Origin of the sequence: uncultured Mailhella sp., assembly GCF_944324615.1 — a bacterium.
In the GTDB taxonomy this organism is placed as follows: Bacteria; Desulfobacterota; Desulfovibrionia; order Desulfovibrionales; family Desulfovibrionaceae; genus Mailhella.
In genome coordinates this window covers 1-18743 of record NZ_CALUWY010000002.1, presented here as the reverse complement: position 1 = coordinate 18743, position 18743 = coordinate 1, and the positions used below count along the sequence as shown (strand labels likewise).

The following is an 18743-nucleotide window of genomic DNA, read 5'->3' as shown; positions in this document are numbered from 1 at the left end:
TATTCTTGTACTGGGCGTGGTTTTGTGCTAGATTCGGCGCATGCATGCTTTGTGCCTGCGGATATACGGCGTTTTTCTTCCTGCGGTGGTGGAGACTACGGCCTGAGAAGCGGTTTTTCTGCCGTACATACGTTGCGCACGGAGCGGATGCAGGTGTCAGATCATGCTTTTGAAGCCTTGTTCCGGCCTTACTTCACCGGAGCAGACTGCGGGAGCAAAATGTGCATGGCGGATGCCGTGATGACCAGACGAGAGTGGAAAATACGGGCGACGGCGCGTCTTGCCGGTACGGAATCCCCTGCCCTTGTGGCGGGGATGCTCCTTTGTCATGTCCTCGGCATAGACAAGGTGGCACTTGTGGCCCATGACGACGAACCCGTTTCCCCTCAGGCCGGAGAGGAGCTTGAAGCGCTGCTTCTCCGCCGTCTTGCCGGGGAGCCAGTGGCCTATCTTCTCGGGGAAAGGGAATTTTACGGCCGGGATTTTCTGGTGAACCGCCATACGCTGATCCCCCGGCCGGAGACGGAACATCTGGTGGAGGAAGCGCTTTTTTTCTTTCAGGGGAAGGAGCAGGTACGCTTTCTCGATCTCGGCACGGGCAGCGGCTGCATTGCCGTGACGCTTGCGGCGGAGAGGCCCTCGTGGCAGGGCACGGCCGTGGACGTTTCCGCCGATGCGCTGGAGAAGGCGGAAGCCAATGCCGCCCGTCACGGAACGGCAAAGCGGCTGACCTTTCTGCATGCCGACTTCACTCTTCCTCTGCCTCTGGAAGAGGGGAGCTTTGATCTTGTGGTCAGCAATCCCCCGTATGTGAGTGAAGAAGAATACGCCGCGCTTGATGCGGGCGTAAGGAATTTCGAACCGCGTTCCGCGCTGGTTCCCGGGCCCCAGGGCCTGGAACATCCCCGCGCGGTGGAGGCGGCAGCACGCGCCCTGCTGAAGGAAGGCGGCCTGTTTCTCATGGAGCACGGCCATCTTCAGGGCGAAGCGTGCCGGGCGTTGTGCCCGGACGCATACTGGACGGATGTGCGCACGGGGCGCGACCTCGCCGGGAAGGATCGCTTCCTTTCCGCGGTGCGTCGCTCCGGCGTATAAGCCCCCGGCAGATCCGGGGATGCTGCGGCGGAGTGCCTTCCGCCGGAGCGACAGGAGTTGCTCATGTCTCAGATCACTCTTGGCAAGGCGGTCAGCTGCAAGGGTGTTTCTCTCCATTCCGGCCGTGAGGTCGGCATGGAGTTCCGGCCCGCGCCGGAGAATTCCGGCATTGTGTTCCACATTCACGCCGAGGACGGCGTGCATCTGCTTTCGCCGCGCCCTGAAGCGGTGAGTACGACGGAGCTTGCCACCACCATCAGCGACGGCAGGGCCAGCGTGTCCACCATCGAGCATGTGCTTGCGGCCATCGGCGGCCTTGCCGTGGACAATGTGGAAGTGCATGTCTTCGGCGGAGAAGTGCCCATTCTCGACGGTTCGGCCAGAGAGGTGGTGGAGGCCCTGCGCAGCGCCGGTTTTGTGCGGCAGGATGCGCCGCGCCGCGTGGCCCGCATCGCGCGGGAATGCCGCCTGGAAAAGGACGGAAAATCCATCATTGCGCGCCCCTTCGACGGCTTTCATGTGGATTACACCATACGTTTCCCCCATCCCGTCATCGGAGAACAGCGCTTTGCGCTGGATGTGACGCCCGAATCCTTTGCCGAACAGATCGCGCCTGCCCGCACCTTCGGTTTTCTGAAGGAAGTGGAATACCTGCACAGCAAGGGCCTTGCGCGCGGCGGCTCGCTGGACAACGTGGTCGTGGTGGGCGACGAGGGCGTGGTGAACAAGGAAGGCCTGCGCTTCCCCGATGAATTCGTGCGCCACAAGCTTCTGGACTTCATCGGTGACATGGCCATGCTGGGCAGACCGCTGCTGGGTTCCTTCACGGTGTCCTGTTCCGGCCACGGGCACAACAACGCGTTTCTGCGTATGGTGGCAGGCGGGGAAGGATTGCTGGAATACTGCGAGAGATAACGCTTTTTCAGTAAATCAGGTTTTTGCTGCCGGGGCGCCGCATGCCGCATGGTACGCACACTGCGGCCGCGGTGCTTCCTGCACGGCCCTTTGCCGCAAAAACAGGGAAGAACAGGAAAAGGGGAGGTCAGGCCTCCCCTTTTTTTTCTGCCCTGCATACGTCCCTTCCGGGAAACGCGCCGCAGGGGATCCGGGAGGGGGCCTTTTCTGCGCCGTGGCCGGGGGCTGTTTTTTCCCCCTGCGTACCAGGCTGGGGGCTGCACGGGCCGGGGAGCGCTCTTTTTTTCAGGGCACAGGCTTTTCGGCAGCCTTTCCCGGTGCGGGAGCAGGGAGCGGCTTTTTTCCTGCGCCGGGCGGGAAGAGGGCGGATTTTCGGCAGAGCAAGTTTTTTTCCCGCCTTTTGACGCGCCGCCTGATAAGGCATACACCTGAATCTTCCAAGGAAAACAACGGTCAACTTTTTATTCCGGGTGATGAGAAGACCTGTGCGGAGGGCTGATGTCCTGCCCTGTTCCGGGCAGCCGTCCGGCAGGATTTTCATACCTTCAAAGGTGGAGATATGGCGCTTTTTACCGGGCTTCCCGCATCGAAGAAACATGTTCTGCTGTTCATGGCCATGCTCAATTTCGGTTCCACCGTGGCCATGCAGGGCTGGACCATGCTGTACAACAACTTCGTGGTGAACTGTGCGGGGCTTTCTCCCGCCGAAAGCGGGCTGGTACAGGGCCTGCGCGAGATACCCGGACTTCTGGGCGTCACGCTCATTGTCTTTCTTTTTTTCATGAAGGAACACAAGCTGGCCGCGCTTTCGGTCATGGCCGCAGGGCTCGGCACCATGCTCACCGGCTTTTTCCCCTCCTTCGTGCCCATCATCTTCACCAGCATGCTCATGTCCTTCGGCTTTCATTATTTTGAGGCCATGAATAATTCCCTGGCCATCCAGCATTTCGACCTCAGGCAGACGCCCATCGTCATGGGGCGTCTGCGCGGGCTGGTGGCGGGCGGAAGTCTCATGATTTCCGTCTTCGTGTTCCTTTTCTCCGAAAAACTGAGCTTCGTGTGGCTTTTCTTCGTGCCCGGTGCCGTGGGGCTTGTGCTCGGCTTCTTCGCCCTGGTGCATCCGCTCATGGGTAGCAACGCGCCGAAGCAGCGCAAGCGCATGCTGCCTCAGAAGCGCTACTGGCTTTTCTATCTGCTGAACCTGCTCATGGGCGGCCGCCGCATCGTGTTTTCCGTGTTCGCCGTGTTTCTCATGGTGGAGCAGTTCGGTTTTTCCGTGCGCAGCGTGTCGCTCATGTTCATGTTCAACTATACGGTGAACTGGCTGTTCAATCCCATGGTGGGGAAGATCATCAACAGGCTGGGCGAACGCCGCCTCATGACCATCGAGTATATTTCGGCCTTCATCATTTTCATGGGCTATGCCCTGACCAGAAACGAATATCTCATCGTGCTTCTGTATGTGTTCGACAGCCTCACCTTCAACTTTTCCATCGCCGTGCGCACCTTCTTCCAGAAGATAGCCTTTCCTGAGGATGCCGCGCCCAATATGGCCATAGCCCAGACCATCAACCATATTCCCGCCGTGACCATTCCCGCACTGGGCGGCTGGATGTGGCTGCATCTGGGCTATCAGTCCGTGTTCTTCTTCGGCGCGGTGCTGACGGTGATGTCTCTTGCCCTGGCCCAGCTCGTGGACAGGGAAATACGCATGAAGAATACCCGGACGGCGGCCTGACGGGGGCGATTTTCGCATTGCCGCGCGGCCGGGGAGTCGGTATGCTGGCAACCTGCATATTAACGCCTTTCGCCGTGAAGGCAGGGCAAGTTCTGAGAAGAAGGTGAGGCTGATGAACAAGGATTTCTGGGCCATGGCCGCCGGGCGCATGCCTGCGGATGTGCGCGTGGACAATGTGCGCGTGGTGGACGTGTTCAGCGGAACGGTGCGCGAGAGCAGCGTATGCTTCGGGCAGGGCCGTATTCTCGGTTTCAGCCGTCTCGACGCGCGCGAGGTGGTGGACGGAGGAGGGCACTATCTTCTGCCCGGACTCATCGACGGCCATGTGCATATCGAATCCTCCATGCTCTGCCCGGCGCGTTTTGCCGAGATGGTGCTGCCCTTCGGCACCACCACCGTGATGGCCGACCCGCACGAAATCGCCAACGTCAAGGGCATGGCAGGGCTTCGCTACATGCTGGAGGCCTCGCGTCATCTGCCGCTTGATGTGCGCATCATGCTTTCTTCCTGCGTGCCCGCCCTGCCGGTGGAGGATGCCGGAGCCGTGCTCTGCGCAGGCGACATCGCCCCGCTTCTTGCCGATGACAAGGTGGGGGGACTTGCGGAAATGATGAACGTGCCGGGGCTGCTTTCCGGTGACGACGACGTGCTGCAGAAGCTGGAGGATACCCTTGCTGCGGGCAAGGTCATCGACGGGCATGCGCCGCTGCTTTCGGGCGCCGGGCTTGACGTGTATGCCGCGCTCGGCGTGCGCACCGATCATGAATGCACCACGGTGGAGGAGATGCAGGCCCGCATTGAGCGCGGCATGTATGTGCTGCTGCGCGAAGGCACCGCCGCGCGCGATCTTCAGAAGCTTCTGCCCGGCCTGACGGCGGAAAATCAGCGCCGCTGCCTTTTCTGCACCGACGACAGACAGCCCGCCGACATTCTGAGGCGCGGACATATCATCAACAACGTGCGCATGGCCGTTGCCGCGGGCATCGCCCCGGTGAACGCCGTGCGCATGGCCACGCTGAACGCGGCGGAATGCTACGGTCTGCGCGACAGAGGCGGCATTGCGCCCGGCCTTCGCGCCGACCTTGTGCTTGTGGAGGATCTGGAATCGTTCCGGGTACTTTCCTGCTGGGCGGGCGGCGAGCTCGTGGCGCAGGAGGGGCGCATGCTGCGTTCCCTGCCGCAGGCGGACCCCGGAGAACTCTGCCGGAGCGTGGTGCTGGCTCCTCTGCCGGAGCGCCCGTTTTCCGTGCGCGTGCCTTCGGGCAGGGCCAGAGTCATAGGGCTTCTGCCCCATTCCCTGATTACGGAGTGTCAGGTGCGGGACGTGAACACCGGCCCGGACGGCGAGGTGGAACTTTCCCTCAATCCCGGCCTTGTGAAGATAGCCGTGCTGGAACGTCATCACGCCACGGGCAAGATCGGCGTGGGCCTGCTGGAGGGCCGCTACGGGCTGCACGGCGGGGCCATAGCCACCACCATTGCCCATGATTCCCACAATATCGTGGTGGCCGGTGACGACGAGAACGACATGCTCCTTGCCGTGCGTGAGCTGGAACGCATGGAAGGCGGCATCGTCATGGTTGCCGGGGGCAGGGTGCTGGCCTCTCTGCCTCTGCCCGTGGGCGGGCTCATGAGCGAAAGCCCCGCCGAGGAAGTGGCCGGAAAGCTGAAGGAACTTCTGGAGGTCGCCTCTTCGCACTATCATATCTGGGAAGGGGCGGATGCCTTCATGACGCTCAGTTTCATGGCGCTTCCCGTTATTCCCAGCCTGAAGATCACGGCCCGGGGGCTTTTCGACGTGGACAGGTTCACGTTTGTGGATGTGGACGCGGAAAAGTAGCGCGACGGGCGCGGAAAAAGTATGGTCGAAAGGCGGGCGGCCGGGAAGGCCGCCCTGCCTGCTGATGAAAACGCGCGGGGTGCTTCATCCGCGCGTTTTTTTTTCGGATGTAAGGCGCCCGGGGCATGGCGTCCCCGGGCAGGGGAAGGGGGCCTTCGTTATTCGATGATGTAATCCTTCAGGGACACGTTCTTGTAGGCCACCTTTTCATAGCGCGGCGAACGGGGCAGGGGACAGGTGCAGTCGAAGCCCATTTTCGCCCCCACGTTGTCCTTGAGCACCGGGTTGAGTTCGTGCCCGAAGGCTCCGGGCACGATGATGATGTCGGAGGCGGGGTCGCAGCGCGTGACCATGGCGCGTTCCACTTCCTCGGGGTTGCGGATGTCCACGTCGCTGTTCACGACCGTGACCATCTGCAGGGGAGGGAAGGCCGCAAAGGCCGCAAGTATGGCGTTCTTGGCCATGCCGTTTCTGGGCGGATCCATCTGCAGCACAACGTGATAGTGGCTCCCCCCGTGGGTCATGTACACTTTTTTCAGGCCGGGCACCTGGCGGGAAATGGTGCGGAACAGGCTGGCCTCCACCCCGAGCCCTACGGAGTTCCACACCTCCTTGCCCGGGTGCAGCATGTGGATGACGGGATTCTTCCGCATGGTGATGGTCTTTATGGAAACCACCCAGCGGTCTTCCCGGGTGGCGTAGTAGCCGCTCACTTCTCCGAAGGGGCCTTCCGGTTCACGCACATACGGCAGAATTTCCCCTTCCATGATGAGCTGTGCGTCGGCTATGCCTTCCACATCCACGCTTCTGCTCCGGCAAAGGCGCGCAGGTTCCCCCAGCAGGCTGGAGGCCACGGCCAGTTCATCCACGTCGATGGGCGCGGCGGCGGAAGGCGTGATGGCCGCCACATAATAGGCCGGATGCGCGCCGTTGTTGATGGTGATTTCCAGCGCTCTGCCCATGGCTTCCGCCCGTTCGTAGTAGTCGCGCAGGTGCCTGCCCACATCCATGAGCAGGCCGAGCCTGTTTTTGCCTGAAACCATCAGCCGGTGCACCGAGGTGTTGCGAACCCCGGTTTCCGGGTCCTTGGCGATGATGATGCAGTTGGAGAAATAGGGGCCTCCGTCCAGAAGGGCATGGGTGGGCACGGGAATGCGCGAAAGATCGGGCTCGTCCATCACCACTTCCTGTGCGGGCGCGTTCTCGACCAGCACCGGAGCCACGGGCGCACTCTGCATTTCGGATACGGCACGGGCAAAGAGGAAGGAGAGGTCGTCTTCCGTGGTGTGGAAGATTTCGGCAAGGTTTTCCCTGTTCCACCACAGCCCGGTGACCACGGGGTAGTCGTAGCCGCGTACCTTGTGGAAAAAGGCCACCTTGCCGCCCTCAAGTTTTGCGGCAATGCCCGAAAGCTCGTGCACGGCGTCGACTTCGCTTCGGATATGGGCGATGCGGCCGGATTTTTCCAGCGTATGAAGGCAATCCTGCAGATTCATGGTTCCTCCGAAAAACAGGTAAAAAGTGGAAAAGGGCGTAGTTCAGGCGGAAATGCCGTTCTGCAGCGCGCAGGCAAGGGCGTCGACGGCTTTTTCCGCGTTTTTCATGAGAAGGGCGATGTCGTCCGCCCCGGCGTCATCCACATGAAGGCCCACGGTAAGGCATACCGTGCGCCCCAGCCGGGCGCAGAGCTTTTTTGCCAGAGCGTGTGCGGGCATATCGTCCCTGTGGCCGGGCGCGCAGAGCAGACCGGTATTGTCGGCCCTGTTCTTTCCCCGGGGAACGGCAAGGGAAACGGCTCCCACATGGGGCTTTTCACCGCCGCTTACGGAAACGACGAGATCTTCCCCCGCCATGAGGCAGAAAGCCTCCACCCTGTGCCGTCCGCTTCCTGCGGTAAAGGGACCGGCGGCCTTCACAGGGCACTTCCGTGGAGAAGGAGGCCGGAAGAGCAGGCCGTGCGATGGCGCGCAAAAAGGAGAGCTCGCGCGGACTGCCGTGCAGGCAGAAGCTGGGACGGGGGGAAGACTGGCAGGGATCGGGAAACGACAGGCTCCTCAAAAAACGAGGAGTGCGCCGGGAAGGGAGCGTGCAGCATGTGAGCCTCCGAAGGGGCCCCGGCGGGACGTTTCTCCATAAAAAAATCACGCCGGGAATCCGCCGTGATTGTGATGCAGAAAAAGGAACACCATAAACCCGGCCCGCTTCAGCGAGTCGGCCACCAGAAGAAAAAGCTGTGCGTCGCATTCATGATGTTCATAAAAAAAGCATAGAAGGGGCCGGAGTCTCTGTCAAGGCCTGGCGGGAAGCCCTGCGGGCAGGGGGGCGATTTCTTGTCATGCAGCAGAAAAGGAATATACTCCGAACGTTACAGGGATGAGTCTGTTTTTCCGCACCGTGAACAGGCTTTGGTGACAACTTTCAGTTATGGAGAATGCCATGAACAGAATCGCATCCGCTCTGGTGTGCGGACTTGTTTCCGTTTTTCTTGCCTCTTCCGCTCTGGCAAAGGAAATCAAGACGGAAAGTTTCGTGTTCAATGTTCCGGACAGCTGGGAATACAAGACGGCGCAGACGCAGGGAGTGGACATGGTGGTCATGCAGGAAAAGGCTTCCAATACCATCATGACCATTACGATTACGCCGCTTGCCATGTCCGCAAAGGATTTCGCCGGGCAGTCCGCCGCCAACATGAAGGACGGCGGCTTCACGGTTTCCGAACCTTCGCCCCTCGGCAACGCCTATATGGTGACGCTGCAGAAGCAGGCCATGAGCGGTGTGACCTACATGTGCTCCAACGGCAAGATGGTGAGCGCCATTCTGGTGCTTGCGGCAAGCCCCGACTCCGTGGAAAAGGCCAGGGAAGTGCTGAAGAAGGGCTTCAAGGCGCTGGATACCGGGCTGTATCCGTCGACGTTCTAGCGCAGCATGGCGGAAAACGACATGCCGCCCCGCGCAGAAGGTGCGGCGCGTGGACTGTTCCACGAGTGCGGGCGGCGGAAAGGGGCGCAGGATGTTCCTGTCCGTGGGCATGCGGCGGAGGGAGACGCTCCGCAGCGGTGACCGGCGCCCCTGTTTTTCCTGAAAAGAAAAAAACACCTTTCTGAAACCCGGAACTGTTTTCTGCCGGGGCCGGAAAGGTGTTTTTTTGCAGGAAAAGGCACGCACGTCGTCTTTTCCGGGCAGGCATGAGGCTCATGCCGCAGCGACGGGCGTTTCGCCGCATTCCCGCCCGGTCGGCGGGAGGCGGCGTGTTATTTCAGCACCGGCATGGGGCCGAAGGTCGATTCGTAGCGTTCCTGGAATTCCTCCATGGAGAACTGATGCAGCTGCGTGCCGTACTGTTCCACGCAGAAGCTGGCGAGCACCGCGCCGAGGCGGGCGGAAAAGGCCAGACCCATGCCGCTGTGCAGGCCCTTGAGCAGGCCTGCGCGGTAGGCGTCGCCCGCGCCGGTGGGGTCGGAAACGGTTCTGGCGGGCACGGCGGGAATGTCGTAGGGCTTCACGCCCTTGTGCAGAATGGTGGAACCCTTGCCGCCGAAGGTGATGATGAGAAATTCCACGCGGTCGAGCAGCTCTTCACGGGAAAGGCCCGTCAGGTTTTCCACACGCTGGATTTCATAGTCGTTGCCGATGAGCACATGGGCCCCGGTGAGTCCGGAGGTGAGCTGTTCGCCGCCGAGAACGGTGATCTGCTGCCCGGGATCGAAAATGTAGGGAATGCCCTGTTCCCGGTAGAAGGCCGGGAAGTTCACCATGTCGTCCACATTGCCGGGTGCGACGAGGCCCCAGTCGCCTTCGGAAACAACGGGCGCCTTTTCCGGGAAGACCGGGGTCTTCATGGCCGAGGGAGAAAAGGCGTTGATCTGGTTGCTGCTTCTGTCGGTCATGATGTAGCAGCAGGCGGTGAAGTCCTCATCGTCGATCTTCACGCCGTCGAGGTCTATGCCCATGGCGGCGAGTCTTCTGCCGTAACCGGTGAAGTCCTTGCCCACGGTGCCGTATATGGCGGAGCGTTCCTTGAGAAGGGAGAGGGAATAGGCAATGTTGCCCGCCGTGCCGCCCATCTTTTCCTCAAGGCGGTCGATGGGGAAGGAGACGTTCAGAAAATGCAGCTTTTCTGGGAGAATATGCTCTTCAAAATGGCCGGGAAAGGTCATGATGCGGTCGAAGGCGAGAGAACCGGAAATATGGATCATGCAAGGCTCCGTGAGGTTGGTTTCCATGCCGCTGGACATGGCAGTTTTCTTCTTTTTTTAACGGCAGCGGGGGGGCTTTGACAAGTGCGGTCCGGCCGGGGAAGGGGGCTTTTCTTGCCCGCCGGGCAATAATGTGTCAGAAAGACGTATCGGTTCCTCTGCCTCTTGTGCGAAGATGTGGCTCCCCATGAGAGGTGCGCGGGGCCGCGTGCCCCGGAAGGGGATTCTTTCCAGAGGAACTGCCTGATGAAGAAAACGGAAAAGGCGGCCCGTGCGCTGGCCGTGCTTGAGCTTTTAAAAAAGCGTTATCCCGTACCGGAAACCATGCTCGTGCATGAAAATCCGTGGGAACTTCTGGTGGCCACCGTGCTTGCCGCCCAGTGCACCGACGCCAGGGTGAACACCATCACGCCCGAACTTTTCCGCCGCTGGCCCGGACCTGCGGAACTTGCCGGGGCCACGCAGGAGGAGCTGGAGGCCGTGATACGGCCCACCGGTTTCTACCACAACAAGGCAAGGAATCTTCTGGGTGCGGCCAGGCGCGTGACGGAGCATTTCGGAGGCGAGGTGCCGCGTACCATCGAGGAACTCATCACCATTCCCGGCGTGGCGCGCAAAACCGCCAACGTGGTGCTCTGGGGAGGCTTCGGCATCAATCAGGGGCTGGCCGTGGACACGCACGTCAAGCGGCTTTCCTTCCGTCTGGGCCTTACGGAGCACACCGATCCGGTGCGGATAGAAAAAGACCTCATGCTTCTTTTTCCCCGGGAGGAATGGGGGGATGTGAATCATCGTCTGGTGTGGTTCGGGCGCGATGTGTGCGACGCGCGGAAGCCCGCATGCACGGAATGTGAACTTTTTTCCCTGTGCCCGCGCTGCGGCGTGAAAAAGGGCGGGGACTGAGACTGCCTTTTCCCGCGGCGCCTGCGACGGAAAGGGAGCGGGGGCATTCTTGCGGCATGGCGGGATGCGCTCCGTGGAAGATGCGGCGGCACAACGCCCCGCGCGATCATGTGAATATCTGTTGGAAGAAGGAAAGATGATGAAAAGACTCTGTGCCTGCCTTGCGCTCTGTGCCGGCCTCGGGCTGACTTCCTGCGCCCCGCAGGATTGCCGTATGGTGGAGGCTCTGAACGGCGGGCAGTTTGTCGCCATGTCCCGCGCCATGCGGCCGGTGATGCTGAAAAAGAACATGGTGGACAAGGACGGAAACTGGTATTCCCCCATGTTTTCCTCCCGTCCGGCCGATGCCGGAAAGATACTGGTGGACAGGCTGTCCCCGGCGTTCCGCTTCCCTCATGCCAGAGTCGCCGTGGCGCCCACCTTCCGCGCCATGCTCAGTCCTGAGGCGAAGGTGACCCTGGAGGATTCCCGCGCCACCATAGAGGACGGCATGAACCGCGTGACGCTGGAACTTGTGGCCGTGACCGACTGGAACAACGACGGTGTGGACGACTGGCTGGTGCTGTGCCGTTCCGGCTACATCGACACGCCGCGCCGTTTCCGGGAATATTACCTCGTCATCATCGACCTGAAGACTCCGGTGCTTCAGCCCTATGTGCTTATGGTGCTGGACCATGTCTACAACAGGGTTACGGTGCAGAACGACGCCTCCGCCGGTGAGCTGGTGGAAAGCAGCGCGGTGGAATACATGCAGGGGCAGGCCGTGGTGACGCAGGCGCCGGACAGCCGTTCCATGAAAAAGAAACTGGAAGAGGGCTCTTCGCTGAAAGAGAGTTCGCTGAGTCGCTGAGGAAAGCTCATGCCCGATCGCTGTGTCGTCTTTGCCCGGAGGGAACGCCTGAAGGCCCTGTGGAGGCCCGTGCTTCTGCTTGCGCTCATGCTTGCCCTTGTCCTGTGGTTCATGGATACCGCATCGGAACAGTACCGCTGGCAATGGTACCGCGTCTGGCGCTTCGTGGGGGTGTGGGAAGAGGGCGTGTTCCAGCCCGGGCCGCTTCTTGAGGCCCTCGGCGTCACGCTGAAGCTCACGCTGGCAAGCCTTGCCCTTTCGCTCTTTTCCGGGGCGCTCTTTGCAGGCATGCGGCTTTCCGCCTCTCCGGTGGCGCGCACCCTTTCCTTCTTCACCCTGGGCGCGCTCCGCAATACGCCTCTGCTCATGCAGCTTTTCATGGTGTATTTCGTGGTTGCGCCGGTGATCGGCGTGGGGCCGTTCTGGGCGGCGGTGATATCCCTCGGACTCTTCGAGGGCGCTTATGTGGCGGAAATCTTCCGTGCGGGCGTCATGGGGGTGCCGAGAGGCCAGTGGGAGGCTGCCCTGAGTCTGGGCATGCCCGTGCGCCTTGCCGCAAGGGATGTCATCGTTCCGCAGGCCATGCGGCAGGTACTGCCCGCGCTGGCCGGGCAGCTGGTTTCCCTCGTCAAGGATACCTCGCTTGTGAGCGCCATTGCCGTGGCCGATCTGACCATGCGCACCCGCGTCATCATTACCGATACCTTTCTCAGCTTTGAAATGTGGCTGCTCGCTGCGGCCGTGTACCTTGTTCTTACCTCGCTGGTCAGTATTCCTGCCCGGCTTCTGGAACGAAAGGAGCATATATGAAACATTGTCTCGCCGTTTTTCTTCTGGCTCTCGGGCTTGTGTTCTCCCTTCCCTCCCAGGGGTATTCCGCCGACCGTGAATCCGTGGTGGAAAAGGTGGTGCGGCGCGGTACGCTCCGGGTGGGCTTTTCCTCCTTCGTGCCCTGGGCCATGCAGGACAAGGAAGGCAGATATATCGGCTTTGAAATCGACGTGGCCGAAAGACTGGCCCAGGATCTCGGCGTGAAGCTCCAGCTGGTGCCCACCAACTGGGACGGCATCATTCCTGCGCTGCTTTCCGGCAAGTTCGACGTCATCATCGGCAGCATGAGCATCACGCCGCAGCGCCTGCTGTCGGTGAACTTCACCATCCCCTATGATCACGCCTATGTGGATCTGACGCTGAACCGCGAAAAGTCCGCCGCCATCAACAAGCTTGAGGACCTGAACGCGGAGGGCGTGACCATTGCCGTGCGTACCGGCACCACTGCCGCGGCCGCTGCGGCGAAGCTTTTCCCTAAGGCGAATCTGAGGATGTTCAACGACGAAGCTCCCGCCGTGGAGGAAGTGCTTTCCGGCCGCGCCCATGCCTTTGTTTCCAGCGCGCCTCTCCCCGCCATGGAAACCCTGAAGCACGGTGATACGCTGGTGCAGAAGTTTGAAACCGGCCTTGCCATGCAGCCTGTGGCCTTTGCCGTGCCCAAGGGGGATTTCGATACCCTCAACGTGTTCGACGGCTGGATCCGCCTTGTGGAAGAGGAAGGCTGGCTCCAGGAACGCCGCAACTACTGGTTCAAGTCTGACGCATGGCAGAGCAGAATCAACTGAACTTCATCCCCGGTCATTCCAGGCCGCGGGCCTGGAACCGGCTGAACAGCTGGGATGCGCTTCTTGCGGCGGCCGCCGTGGTGCTGGTCGTCGCATTCGTATGGCGTTCCATGGCGGTGACGCGCCATGCCTGGGACTGGGCCGCCCTCGGGCCGTACATCATTTCCCGCGATGCCTCGGGCGCATGGCAGGCCGGCATGCTGCTCAAGGGCCTGTTCGGCACCCTGCGCCTGGGCTTCTGGTCGCTTCTTGTGGCGCTTCTGACCGGGGGGCTTGTGGGGGCGCTGTCCGCAAGGCAGAGGGGGCTTTCGGCCCTGCCCGCCGTGCTGTACATCACCGTGCTGCGCAACACGCCGCCGCTGGTACTGCTGTTTCTCGTATACTTCTTTGCCGGATCCTTTTTTTCCGAGCCGTTTCTGCTGCTGGAAGACAAGGTGGCCGCTCTGCCTGCGTGGGCGCAGTCTCTGAGTGCGGCGCTTTTCGCCCCGCCCGGGCAGATGGACCGCATGGCCGCCGCCGTGCTCACGCTGGGCGTGTATTCCGGGGCCTATGTGGCGGAAATCGTGCGTGGAGCGCTGGAAGCCGTGGACAGAACCCAGTGGGACGCCTCGGCCTCTCTCGGCATGAGCTCATGGCAGCAGATGCGCTGGATCATTGCGCCGCAGGCCTTCCGCATCATGGCTCCGCCGCTTACGGGTCAGTGCATTTCCGTCTTCAAGGAAACGGCGCTGGCGTCGGCCATCTCCCTGCCGGAGCTTACCTTTCAGAGTCTGGAAGTCATGGCCGTTTCCCGCATGACCTTTGAACTGTGGCTGGTCACGGCGGCCATGTACCTTCTTGTTTCCTGTTTCTGGGCATGGCTCGGCCGCCGTATGGAGAGGCGGCACTAAAGCAGGGGGCCGGAGAAGTTTAAAGGCCCGGGGGCTTCGGCTTCCGGGCCTTTCTTTGTGTTTTCGGCGGGCGCTGAGTCTCGAATCCCAAGGTGGAAAAGGCTTGAATCCTGCCGGGATTCCGTATCCGGGGCTGCCTTTGCTGTGTGCTCTGAAAAAGCATCACCGCAGAGGCTTTTTTCGGCGGAGCCTGAAGAAACGAAGCGTTGCCGTTGCAGGGCGGCCCTGCCGCAGGAATGCCTAAAGGGATGCGCGGGCGTCCATGCAGGCGCGGACAAAAGCTTCCGCCCAGTGCGGCACCGCCGGGGCGAAGAGGTGCGTCCAGCAGGCGAAGGTGCGGCGCACGAGCAGCCCGTCGTAGTGAATGCCGTCTTTTTCATACATGCCCGTACCCGGCGCAAGTTCCAGACAGCAGGCGGGCAGGGGGCCTTCGGGCCATTCACAGCGGGAGTAGTGGAATTCGTGTCCGCGCCACACGCTTCCCAGAGGATGGAAGGGGTTTTGTGCCGTCACGCGCGCCGTCACATAGCCGAGCCCCTGGGGACGGCGGAAGAAGCGCGGCCGCGGCGGCAGAAGGCCCGCCATGGGGCGCGGCCCGTCGTCGAGAAGGAGCGCGTCGCACAGCACCATGAAGCCGCCGCATTCGGCATAGACGGGGCGGCCCGCCAGGGAAAGGGCGCGGATGTGCGCAAGGTGCGGCGAGGCGCTGATCTCGTCGGCAAAAAGTTCCGGGTAGCCGCCGCCGAGATACAGTCCGTCGATATCCGGCCAGGGCTTGTCGTCGAAAAGGCTCAGGCGCACCAGCTCTGCCCCCGTCTCGCGCAGGGCTTCCAGATTTTCGTCATAATAGAACCACAGCGCCTTGTCGTGCACATAGCCGATGAGGGGGCCGTGCTGCGGCGTCTTTTTCTCGTGAGGGGCGGGAACAACGTCCAGAGCCGGGGCGGTGCGGGCAAGGGAAAGCAGGCGTTCTGCATCGCTGTTTTCGGCCATGAGGTCGGCAAGGGAATCCAGAACCGCAAGGGCGGCAGGGTCGGCTTCATCAAGAGAGAGGCCCATGTGCCGTTCCGGCAGAGGATTTTTTCTCAGACGGGGCAGAATGCCCATGACGGGGATGTCGGTGTACTGCTCCACGGCGCGGCGCAGCATGGAACCGTGCCGCTCTCCGGCCACGTTGTTCAAAAGAACGCCCGCAAGGTTCAGGTCCGGCTCGAAGCGGGCGATGCCGGAAACAATGGCTGCCGCCGTGCGCGTCATTTTGGCGCAGTTCATGGTAAGGATCACGGGAGCCTTTAAAAGGCGCGCCACATGGGCGGTGGAACAGGTGCCTTCCACGTCGCGCCCGTCGAACAGACCCCGGTTGCCTTCCATGACGGCGATGTCGGCGGGGCGCTTTGCGCACACGCGGGCAAACTGCCGCAGCAGGGCAGCATCTTCCAGAAAATACGGGTCAAGGCAGGCGGCGGGTCTTCCGGCAGCCAGTGCGAGCCATGCGTAGTCAATGTAATCCGGCCCCTTCTTGCAGGGCTGCACGGCAAGGCCGCGCCTGGCGAGAAGTCGCGTGAGACCCAGCGAAACCAGCGTTTTGCCGCTTCCGCCGGAAAGCCCGGAAATGACAAGTCGTGCCTGTTCCATGAAAAAAGGAGGGGGAAGAGGTTGTTGTGCGCCGCAGAAGAAGCGTCCGGCGCGGCACGGCGGCATATATGCCGGGAAAGCCTGCTTCCAAAAACGCGTCTTCCGGGCAGACGGACTCAAGGCGCATGCTGCACGGCCGAAGGCTCGCTGCCCTGAAGGCCGCAGCAGGCCCGGAAAAGCGGAGGAGAAGGCATGCGGCAGGGAAAAGCCTTTCGGGGCCGCATGAGCGCCTCCTCCCGGAAGAGCGCAGGATGCCGCTTCTGCCCTGCGGCGCAGAAGAGAGCGCGGTTTTGCATGCAGGGGCGACTGCACAGGAGCCTTCCGCACGTCTTGCAGCGCATGGCGGCGGAAAAGCCCATCTGCCAAAAAGGGGAAGATCCCGAGAGATCTTCCCCTTCATGTTTCGGCTTGCTGAATCTGCGCGGGCCGCCTTAAAGCGGCCTGCCCTTCAGCGGGCGATATTATTCGCCTTCTTCAGTAGCGCCCTGCTTGCCGGCGCCCTTGAGGCCGTACATGGTGGTGGAACCGGAGGACCAGTAAGCCACCTTTTCGTCGTCCACCAGAGCGGTGAGGACGTTCTTGACCTTGCGGGGGCTGGCGCCGGGGAACAGTTCGAGGAACTGGTTGAAGTAGAACTTGGTCTTGGCGCCGGGCTTGCTGGTCTTGTCCACCAGCCAGTTGTACACCAGAGTCTTGTCTTCTTCGGTCACGCCGGCATTGGCAGCTTCGGCATGGGCTTCAGCGCCCTTGTAGGCTTCAGCGGCCAGTTCAGAGAACTTGAACTGGGTGGACTGACGCCAGCTGAAGTAGGCCTGTTCGCGGAAGTCGTCGATGAGCTGGGGGGTGAATTCCAGATCGGTCAGTTCGAAGAACTTTTCCCAGCCGATACGTTCGGCCCAGTCGCCCAGGCGTTCGTACTTGTTGGCGTTGGCGGCGTACACGTCAAGGATACGCTTGACGGTGGCGCACAGCGTGGGCCAGCGGGGCGGTTCGTTTTCGATGTAGGACACGACGACCTTGGAGAACTTGGGACGGCTGATACGGTTGGAGATCTTGCCGCCGACCATCACGAGCACACCGTCGCCTTCGCCATCGGAGATGGGCAGGGCGGGGCACATGGTGTAGCAGTTACCGCAGTACATGCAGCGTTCTTTCTTGATGGCCACGGTGTTGATCTTCTTGCCGTCGAGTTCTTCCTTGGCGGGACGCACGGCGGCCACAGGGCAGGCGGCGACGGCCAGAGGAATTTCGCAGAGCTGGTCAACCCATTCCTGGTCGATCATCGGGGGCTTTCTGTGGATACCCACGACACCGATGTCGGAAACGTGCACGGCGCCGCACATGTTAAGGCAGCAGGCCAGGGAGATGCGCACGGGGGCGGGCAGACGATGGTTCTGGAAGTCGGAGAACACGGTGTCCATCAGGGCCTTCACCGGGCCGGAGGCGTCGGTGGCGGGGGTGTGGCAGTGCAGCCAGCCCTGGGTATGCACGATGTTGGTCACGCCGGCACCGGTGCCGCCGATGGGGAACTTGTAGGAGCCGCCGGCGAACTTACGGGAGGCGAGGTCTTCCTTGAGGGCCTTGAGGGTCTCAAGGTCGGTCACCATGAATTCCACGTTGTTACGCGTGGTGAAACGGACGTGACCTTCGCAGTACTTGTCGGCGATTTCGCAGATCTCACGGATATGCACGGTGGTCATGGTACGGGCGCCGCCGCAACGGACGGTGTAGACCTTGTCACCGCTTTCGGCAACGTGCATGAGCACGCCGGGTTCCAGAATTTCGTGGTAGAGCCACTTGCCGAAGTTCTTGGCAATGACCTCAGGGAAGAAGGAGTCGTACTTGCGGGGTCCGATATCGGAGATACGACCTTCCATGGGTTTTGCAGGATTGTAACCGGAAGAAATAAAAGCCATTTTTGCTCTCCTCTCTGATTAGCGCAGGTGACGCTGACGGTAAGCAGCGATGTCACGGGTCCAGCCGCCGGGCACTTCCTCTTCCTTGAAGAGAATGTAGGGGTTCGTGCGGGGCGAGATGACGTGCTGAGGAATGGCCGGGATTTCGGTCACTTCAAGCAGCTTCTGGAAGGAGAGACGCTTGATGGTTTCGCCAACACGTTCGCGGTTCTTGCCTTCTTCCATCCACCAGTCCCAGATCTTTTCGATGACGGACTTGATTTCATCGAAGGGTTCTTCCGCAGGAATGAAGGGAACGAGCAGGGAGCCCATCTGAGCGCCGTCGAGGATGGGGGCCTTGGCGCCGACAAGGATGGAGGCGCCACGGTCGTCGCCGACGTGCAGAGCGCGGGGCATGGTGTTGATGCAGTGCATGCAGCGGACGCAGTTCGCGGTGTCAATGGACAGCTTGGAGCCGTCCCAGCTCATGCAGTGGGTCGGGCAGAGGTCGATGACTTCCTTCTGGATGTCGAACTTGCCCCAGTCGCGGCCGGAGTGGGCGCCGGCATTGGGCTTGAAGCCTTCTTCACCGGCCACATAGGCCTTCACGGCTTCCTGGTCGATCTTGATGTCGTCCTTCCAGGTACCGATCACGGCAAAGTCGGAACGGGCCATGGAAGCCACGCAGCCGTTGGGGCAGCCGTCGAACTTGAACTTGAACTTGTAGGGGAAGGCGGGGCGATGCAGTTCGTCCTGGTAGTCCTGGGTGAGCTGATAGCAGGCGAGCTGAGTGTTGTAGCAGGCGTATTCGCAGCGGGACATGCCCATGCAGGCCGCGGGGGTACGCAGGTTGGAGCCGGAACCGCCGAGGTCGACGTCCATCTTGTGGGTCAGTTCGTAGAAGATTTCTTCGAGCTGAGGAGTCTGGGTGCCGATGAGCACCATGTCGCCGGTGGAACCGTGCAGGTTGGTCAGGCCGGAACCGCGCAGATCCCAGATGTCGCAGATGCCGCGCAGGTATTCGGTGCTGTAGAACTTACCGGAAGGCTGAGCCACGCGGACGGTATGGAAATGGGCCACGCCGGGGAACTTTTCGGGCTGGTCGCAGTAACGGCCGATAACGCCGCCGCCGTAACCGAACACGCCCACGATGCCGCCGTGCTTCCAGTG

The 18743-nt window shown here is 61.4% G+C and carries 15 protein-coding genes and 2 pseudogenes; 10 read left to right on the top strand and 7 right to left on the bottom strand.

Annotation, left to right across the window (positions count from 1 at the left end; translation table 11 throughout):
* The first annotated feature begins 240 nt into the window (after positions 1 to 240).
* The 4 genes and pseudogenes from prmC (at position 241) to ade (ending at position 5588) form a co-directional block, all read left to right on the top strand.
* Positions 241 to 1095, top strand: coding sequence for a peptide chain release factor N(5)-glutamine methyltransferase (gene prmC, locus Q0K07_RS00690; RefSeq protein ID WP_294555036.1), 855 nt, complete (start codon positions 241 to 243; stop codon positions 1093 to 1095).
* A gap of 63 nt (positions 1096 to 1158) precedes the next feature.
* Positions 1159 to 1971 (top strand): annotated as a pseudogene (gene lpxC, locus Q0K07_RS00685) (UDP-3-O-acyl-N-acetylglucosamine deacetylase); the annotation flags it as partial.
* Between the two features lie 598 nt (positions 1972 to 2569).
* Positions 2570 to 3748 (top strand): MFS transporter, encoded by a 1179-nt coding sequence (locus Q0K07_RS00680; RefSeq protein WP_294555033.1) that lies wholly within the window; start codon positions 2570 to 2572, stop codon positions 3746 to 3748.
* A gap of 112 nt (positions 3749 to 3860) precedes the next feature.
* Entirely contained in the window at positions 3861 to 5588 is a 1728-nt protein-coding gene (ade, locus tag Q0K07_RS00675; protein WP_294555031.1) for an adenine deaminase, read from the top strand.
* Positions 5589 to 5746: 158 nt separating this feature from the next.
* Here the strand turns inward: ade and Q0K07_RS00670 are convergent, their stop codons facing one another.
* Both Q0K07_RS00670 and Q0K07_RS00665 read right to left on the bottom strand, forming a co-directional pair.
* Positions 5747 to 7084, bottom strand: coding sequence for a UbiD family decarboxylase (locus Q0K07_RS00670; protein WP_294555028.1), 1338 nt, complete (start codon positions 7082 to 7084; stop codon positions 5747 to 5749).
* A 42-nt stretch (positions 7085 to 7126) separates the two neighbouring features.
* Positions 7127 to 7504 (bottom strand): hypothetical protein, encoded by a 378-nt coding sequence (locus Q0K07_RS00665; RefSeq protein ID WP_294555025.1) that lies wholly within the window; start codon positions 7502 to 7504, stop codon positions 7127 to 7129.
* Positions 7505 to 8024: 520 nt separating this feature from the next.
* On the opposite strand from Q0K07_RS00665, the gene Q0K07_RS00660 reads away from it, so the two are divergent.
* On the top strand, positions 8025 to 8507 hold the full coding sequence (locus Q0K07_RS00660) for a hypothetical protein (RefSeq protein WP_294555022.1): 483 nt from the start codon (positions 8025 to 8027) through the stop codon (positions 8505 to 8507).
* Positions 8508 to 8839: 332 nt separating this feature from the next.
* On the opposite strand, the gene Q0K07_RS00655 is transcribed toward Q0K07_RS00660, so the two are convergent.
* Positions 8840 to 9823, bottom strand: coding sequence for a carbohydrate kinase family protein (locus Q0K07_RS00655; protein WP_294555018.1), 984 nt, complete (start codon positions 9821 to 9823; stop codon positions 8840 to 8842).
* Between the two features lie 207 nt (positions 9824 to 10030).
* On the opposite strand from Q0K07_RS00655, the gene nth reads away from it, so the two are divergent.
* The 5 genes from nth to Q0K07_RS00630 all read left to right on the top strand — a co-directional run bounded on the left by nth (position 10031) and on the right by Q0K07_RS00630 (position 14043).
* On the top strand, positions 10031 to 10687 hold the full coding sequence (gene nth / locus Q0K07_RS00650) for an endonuclease III (RefSeq protein WP_294555015.1): 657 nt from the start codon (positions 10031 to 10033) through the stop codon (positions 10685 to 10687).
* A 136-nt stretch (positions 10688 to 10823) separates the two neighbouring features.
* On the top strand, positions 10824 to 11537 hold the full coding sequence (locus tag Q0K07_RS00645) for a hypothetical protein (protein WP_294555012.1): 714 nt from the start codon (positions 10824 to 10826) through the stop codon (positions 11535 to 11537).
* A gap of 9 nt (positions 11538 to 11546) precedes the next feature.
* Positions 11547 to 12347 (top strand): amino acid ABC transporter permease, encoded by an 801-nt coding sequence (locus Q0K07_RS00640; protein ID WP_294555010.1) that lies wholly within the window; start codon positions 11547 to 11549, stop codon positions 12345 to 12347.
* Positions 12344 to 13153, top strand: a complete 810-nt coding sequence (locus Q0K07_RS00635; RefSeq protein WP_294555007.1) for a transporter substrate-binding domain-containing protein — start codon at positions 12344 to 12346, stop codon at positions 13151 to 13153. The genes Q0K07_RS00640 and Q0K07_RS00635 overlap by 4 nt, the downstream gene beginning before the upstream one ends.
* Positions 13132 to 14043 carry an amino acid ABC transporter permease gene (locus Q0K07_RS00630; protein ID WP_294555004.1) on the top strand — a complete coding sequence of 304 codons (912 nt, stop codon included), beginning with the start codon at positions 13132 to 13134 and terminating at the stop codon, positions 14041 to 14043. The genes Q0K07_RS00635 and Q0K07_RS00630 overlap by 22 nt, the downstream gene beginning before the upstream one ends.
* Positions 14044 to 14283: 240 nt before the next feature.
* On the opposite strand, the gene Q0K07_RS00625 is transcribed toward Q0K07_RS00630, so the two are convergent.
* The 4 genes and pseudogenes from Q0K07_RS00625 to dsrA form a co-directional block, all read right to left on the bottom strand.
* Complete coding sequence (locus Q0K07_RS00625) at positions 14284 to 15678, bottom strand: cobyrinate a,c-diamide synthase (RefSeq protein ID WP_294554999.1); 1395 nt, start codon at positions 15676 to 15678, stop codon at positions 14284 to 14286.
* A 461-nt stretch (positions 15679 to 16139) separates the two neighbouring features.
* The gene (locus Q0K07_RS00620) at positions 16140 to 16367 is read right to left on the bottom strand and encodes a dissimilatory sulfite reductase D family protein (protein ID WP_294555329.1); all 228 of its coding nucleotides are present in this window, start codon (positions 16365 to 16367) and stop codon (positions 16140 to 16142) included.
* Between the two features lie 84 nt (positions 16368 to 16451).
* A pseudogene (gene dsrB, locus Q0K07_RS00615) lies at positions 16452 to 17594 on the bottom strand (dissimilatory-type sulfite reductase subunit beta); the annotation flags it as partial.
* Between the two features lie 18 nt (positions 17595 to 17612).
* On the bottom strand, positions 17613 to 18743 hold a 1131-nt coding region (dsrA, locus tag Q0K07_RS00610; RefSeq protein ID WP_294554996.1), incomplete at its 5' end, for a dissimilatory-type sulfite reductase subunit alpha.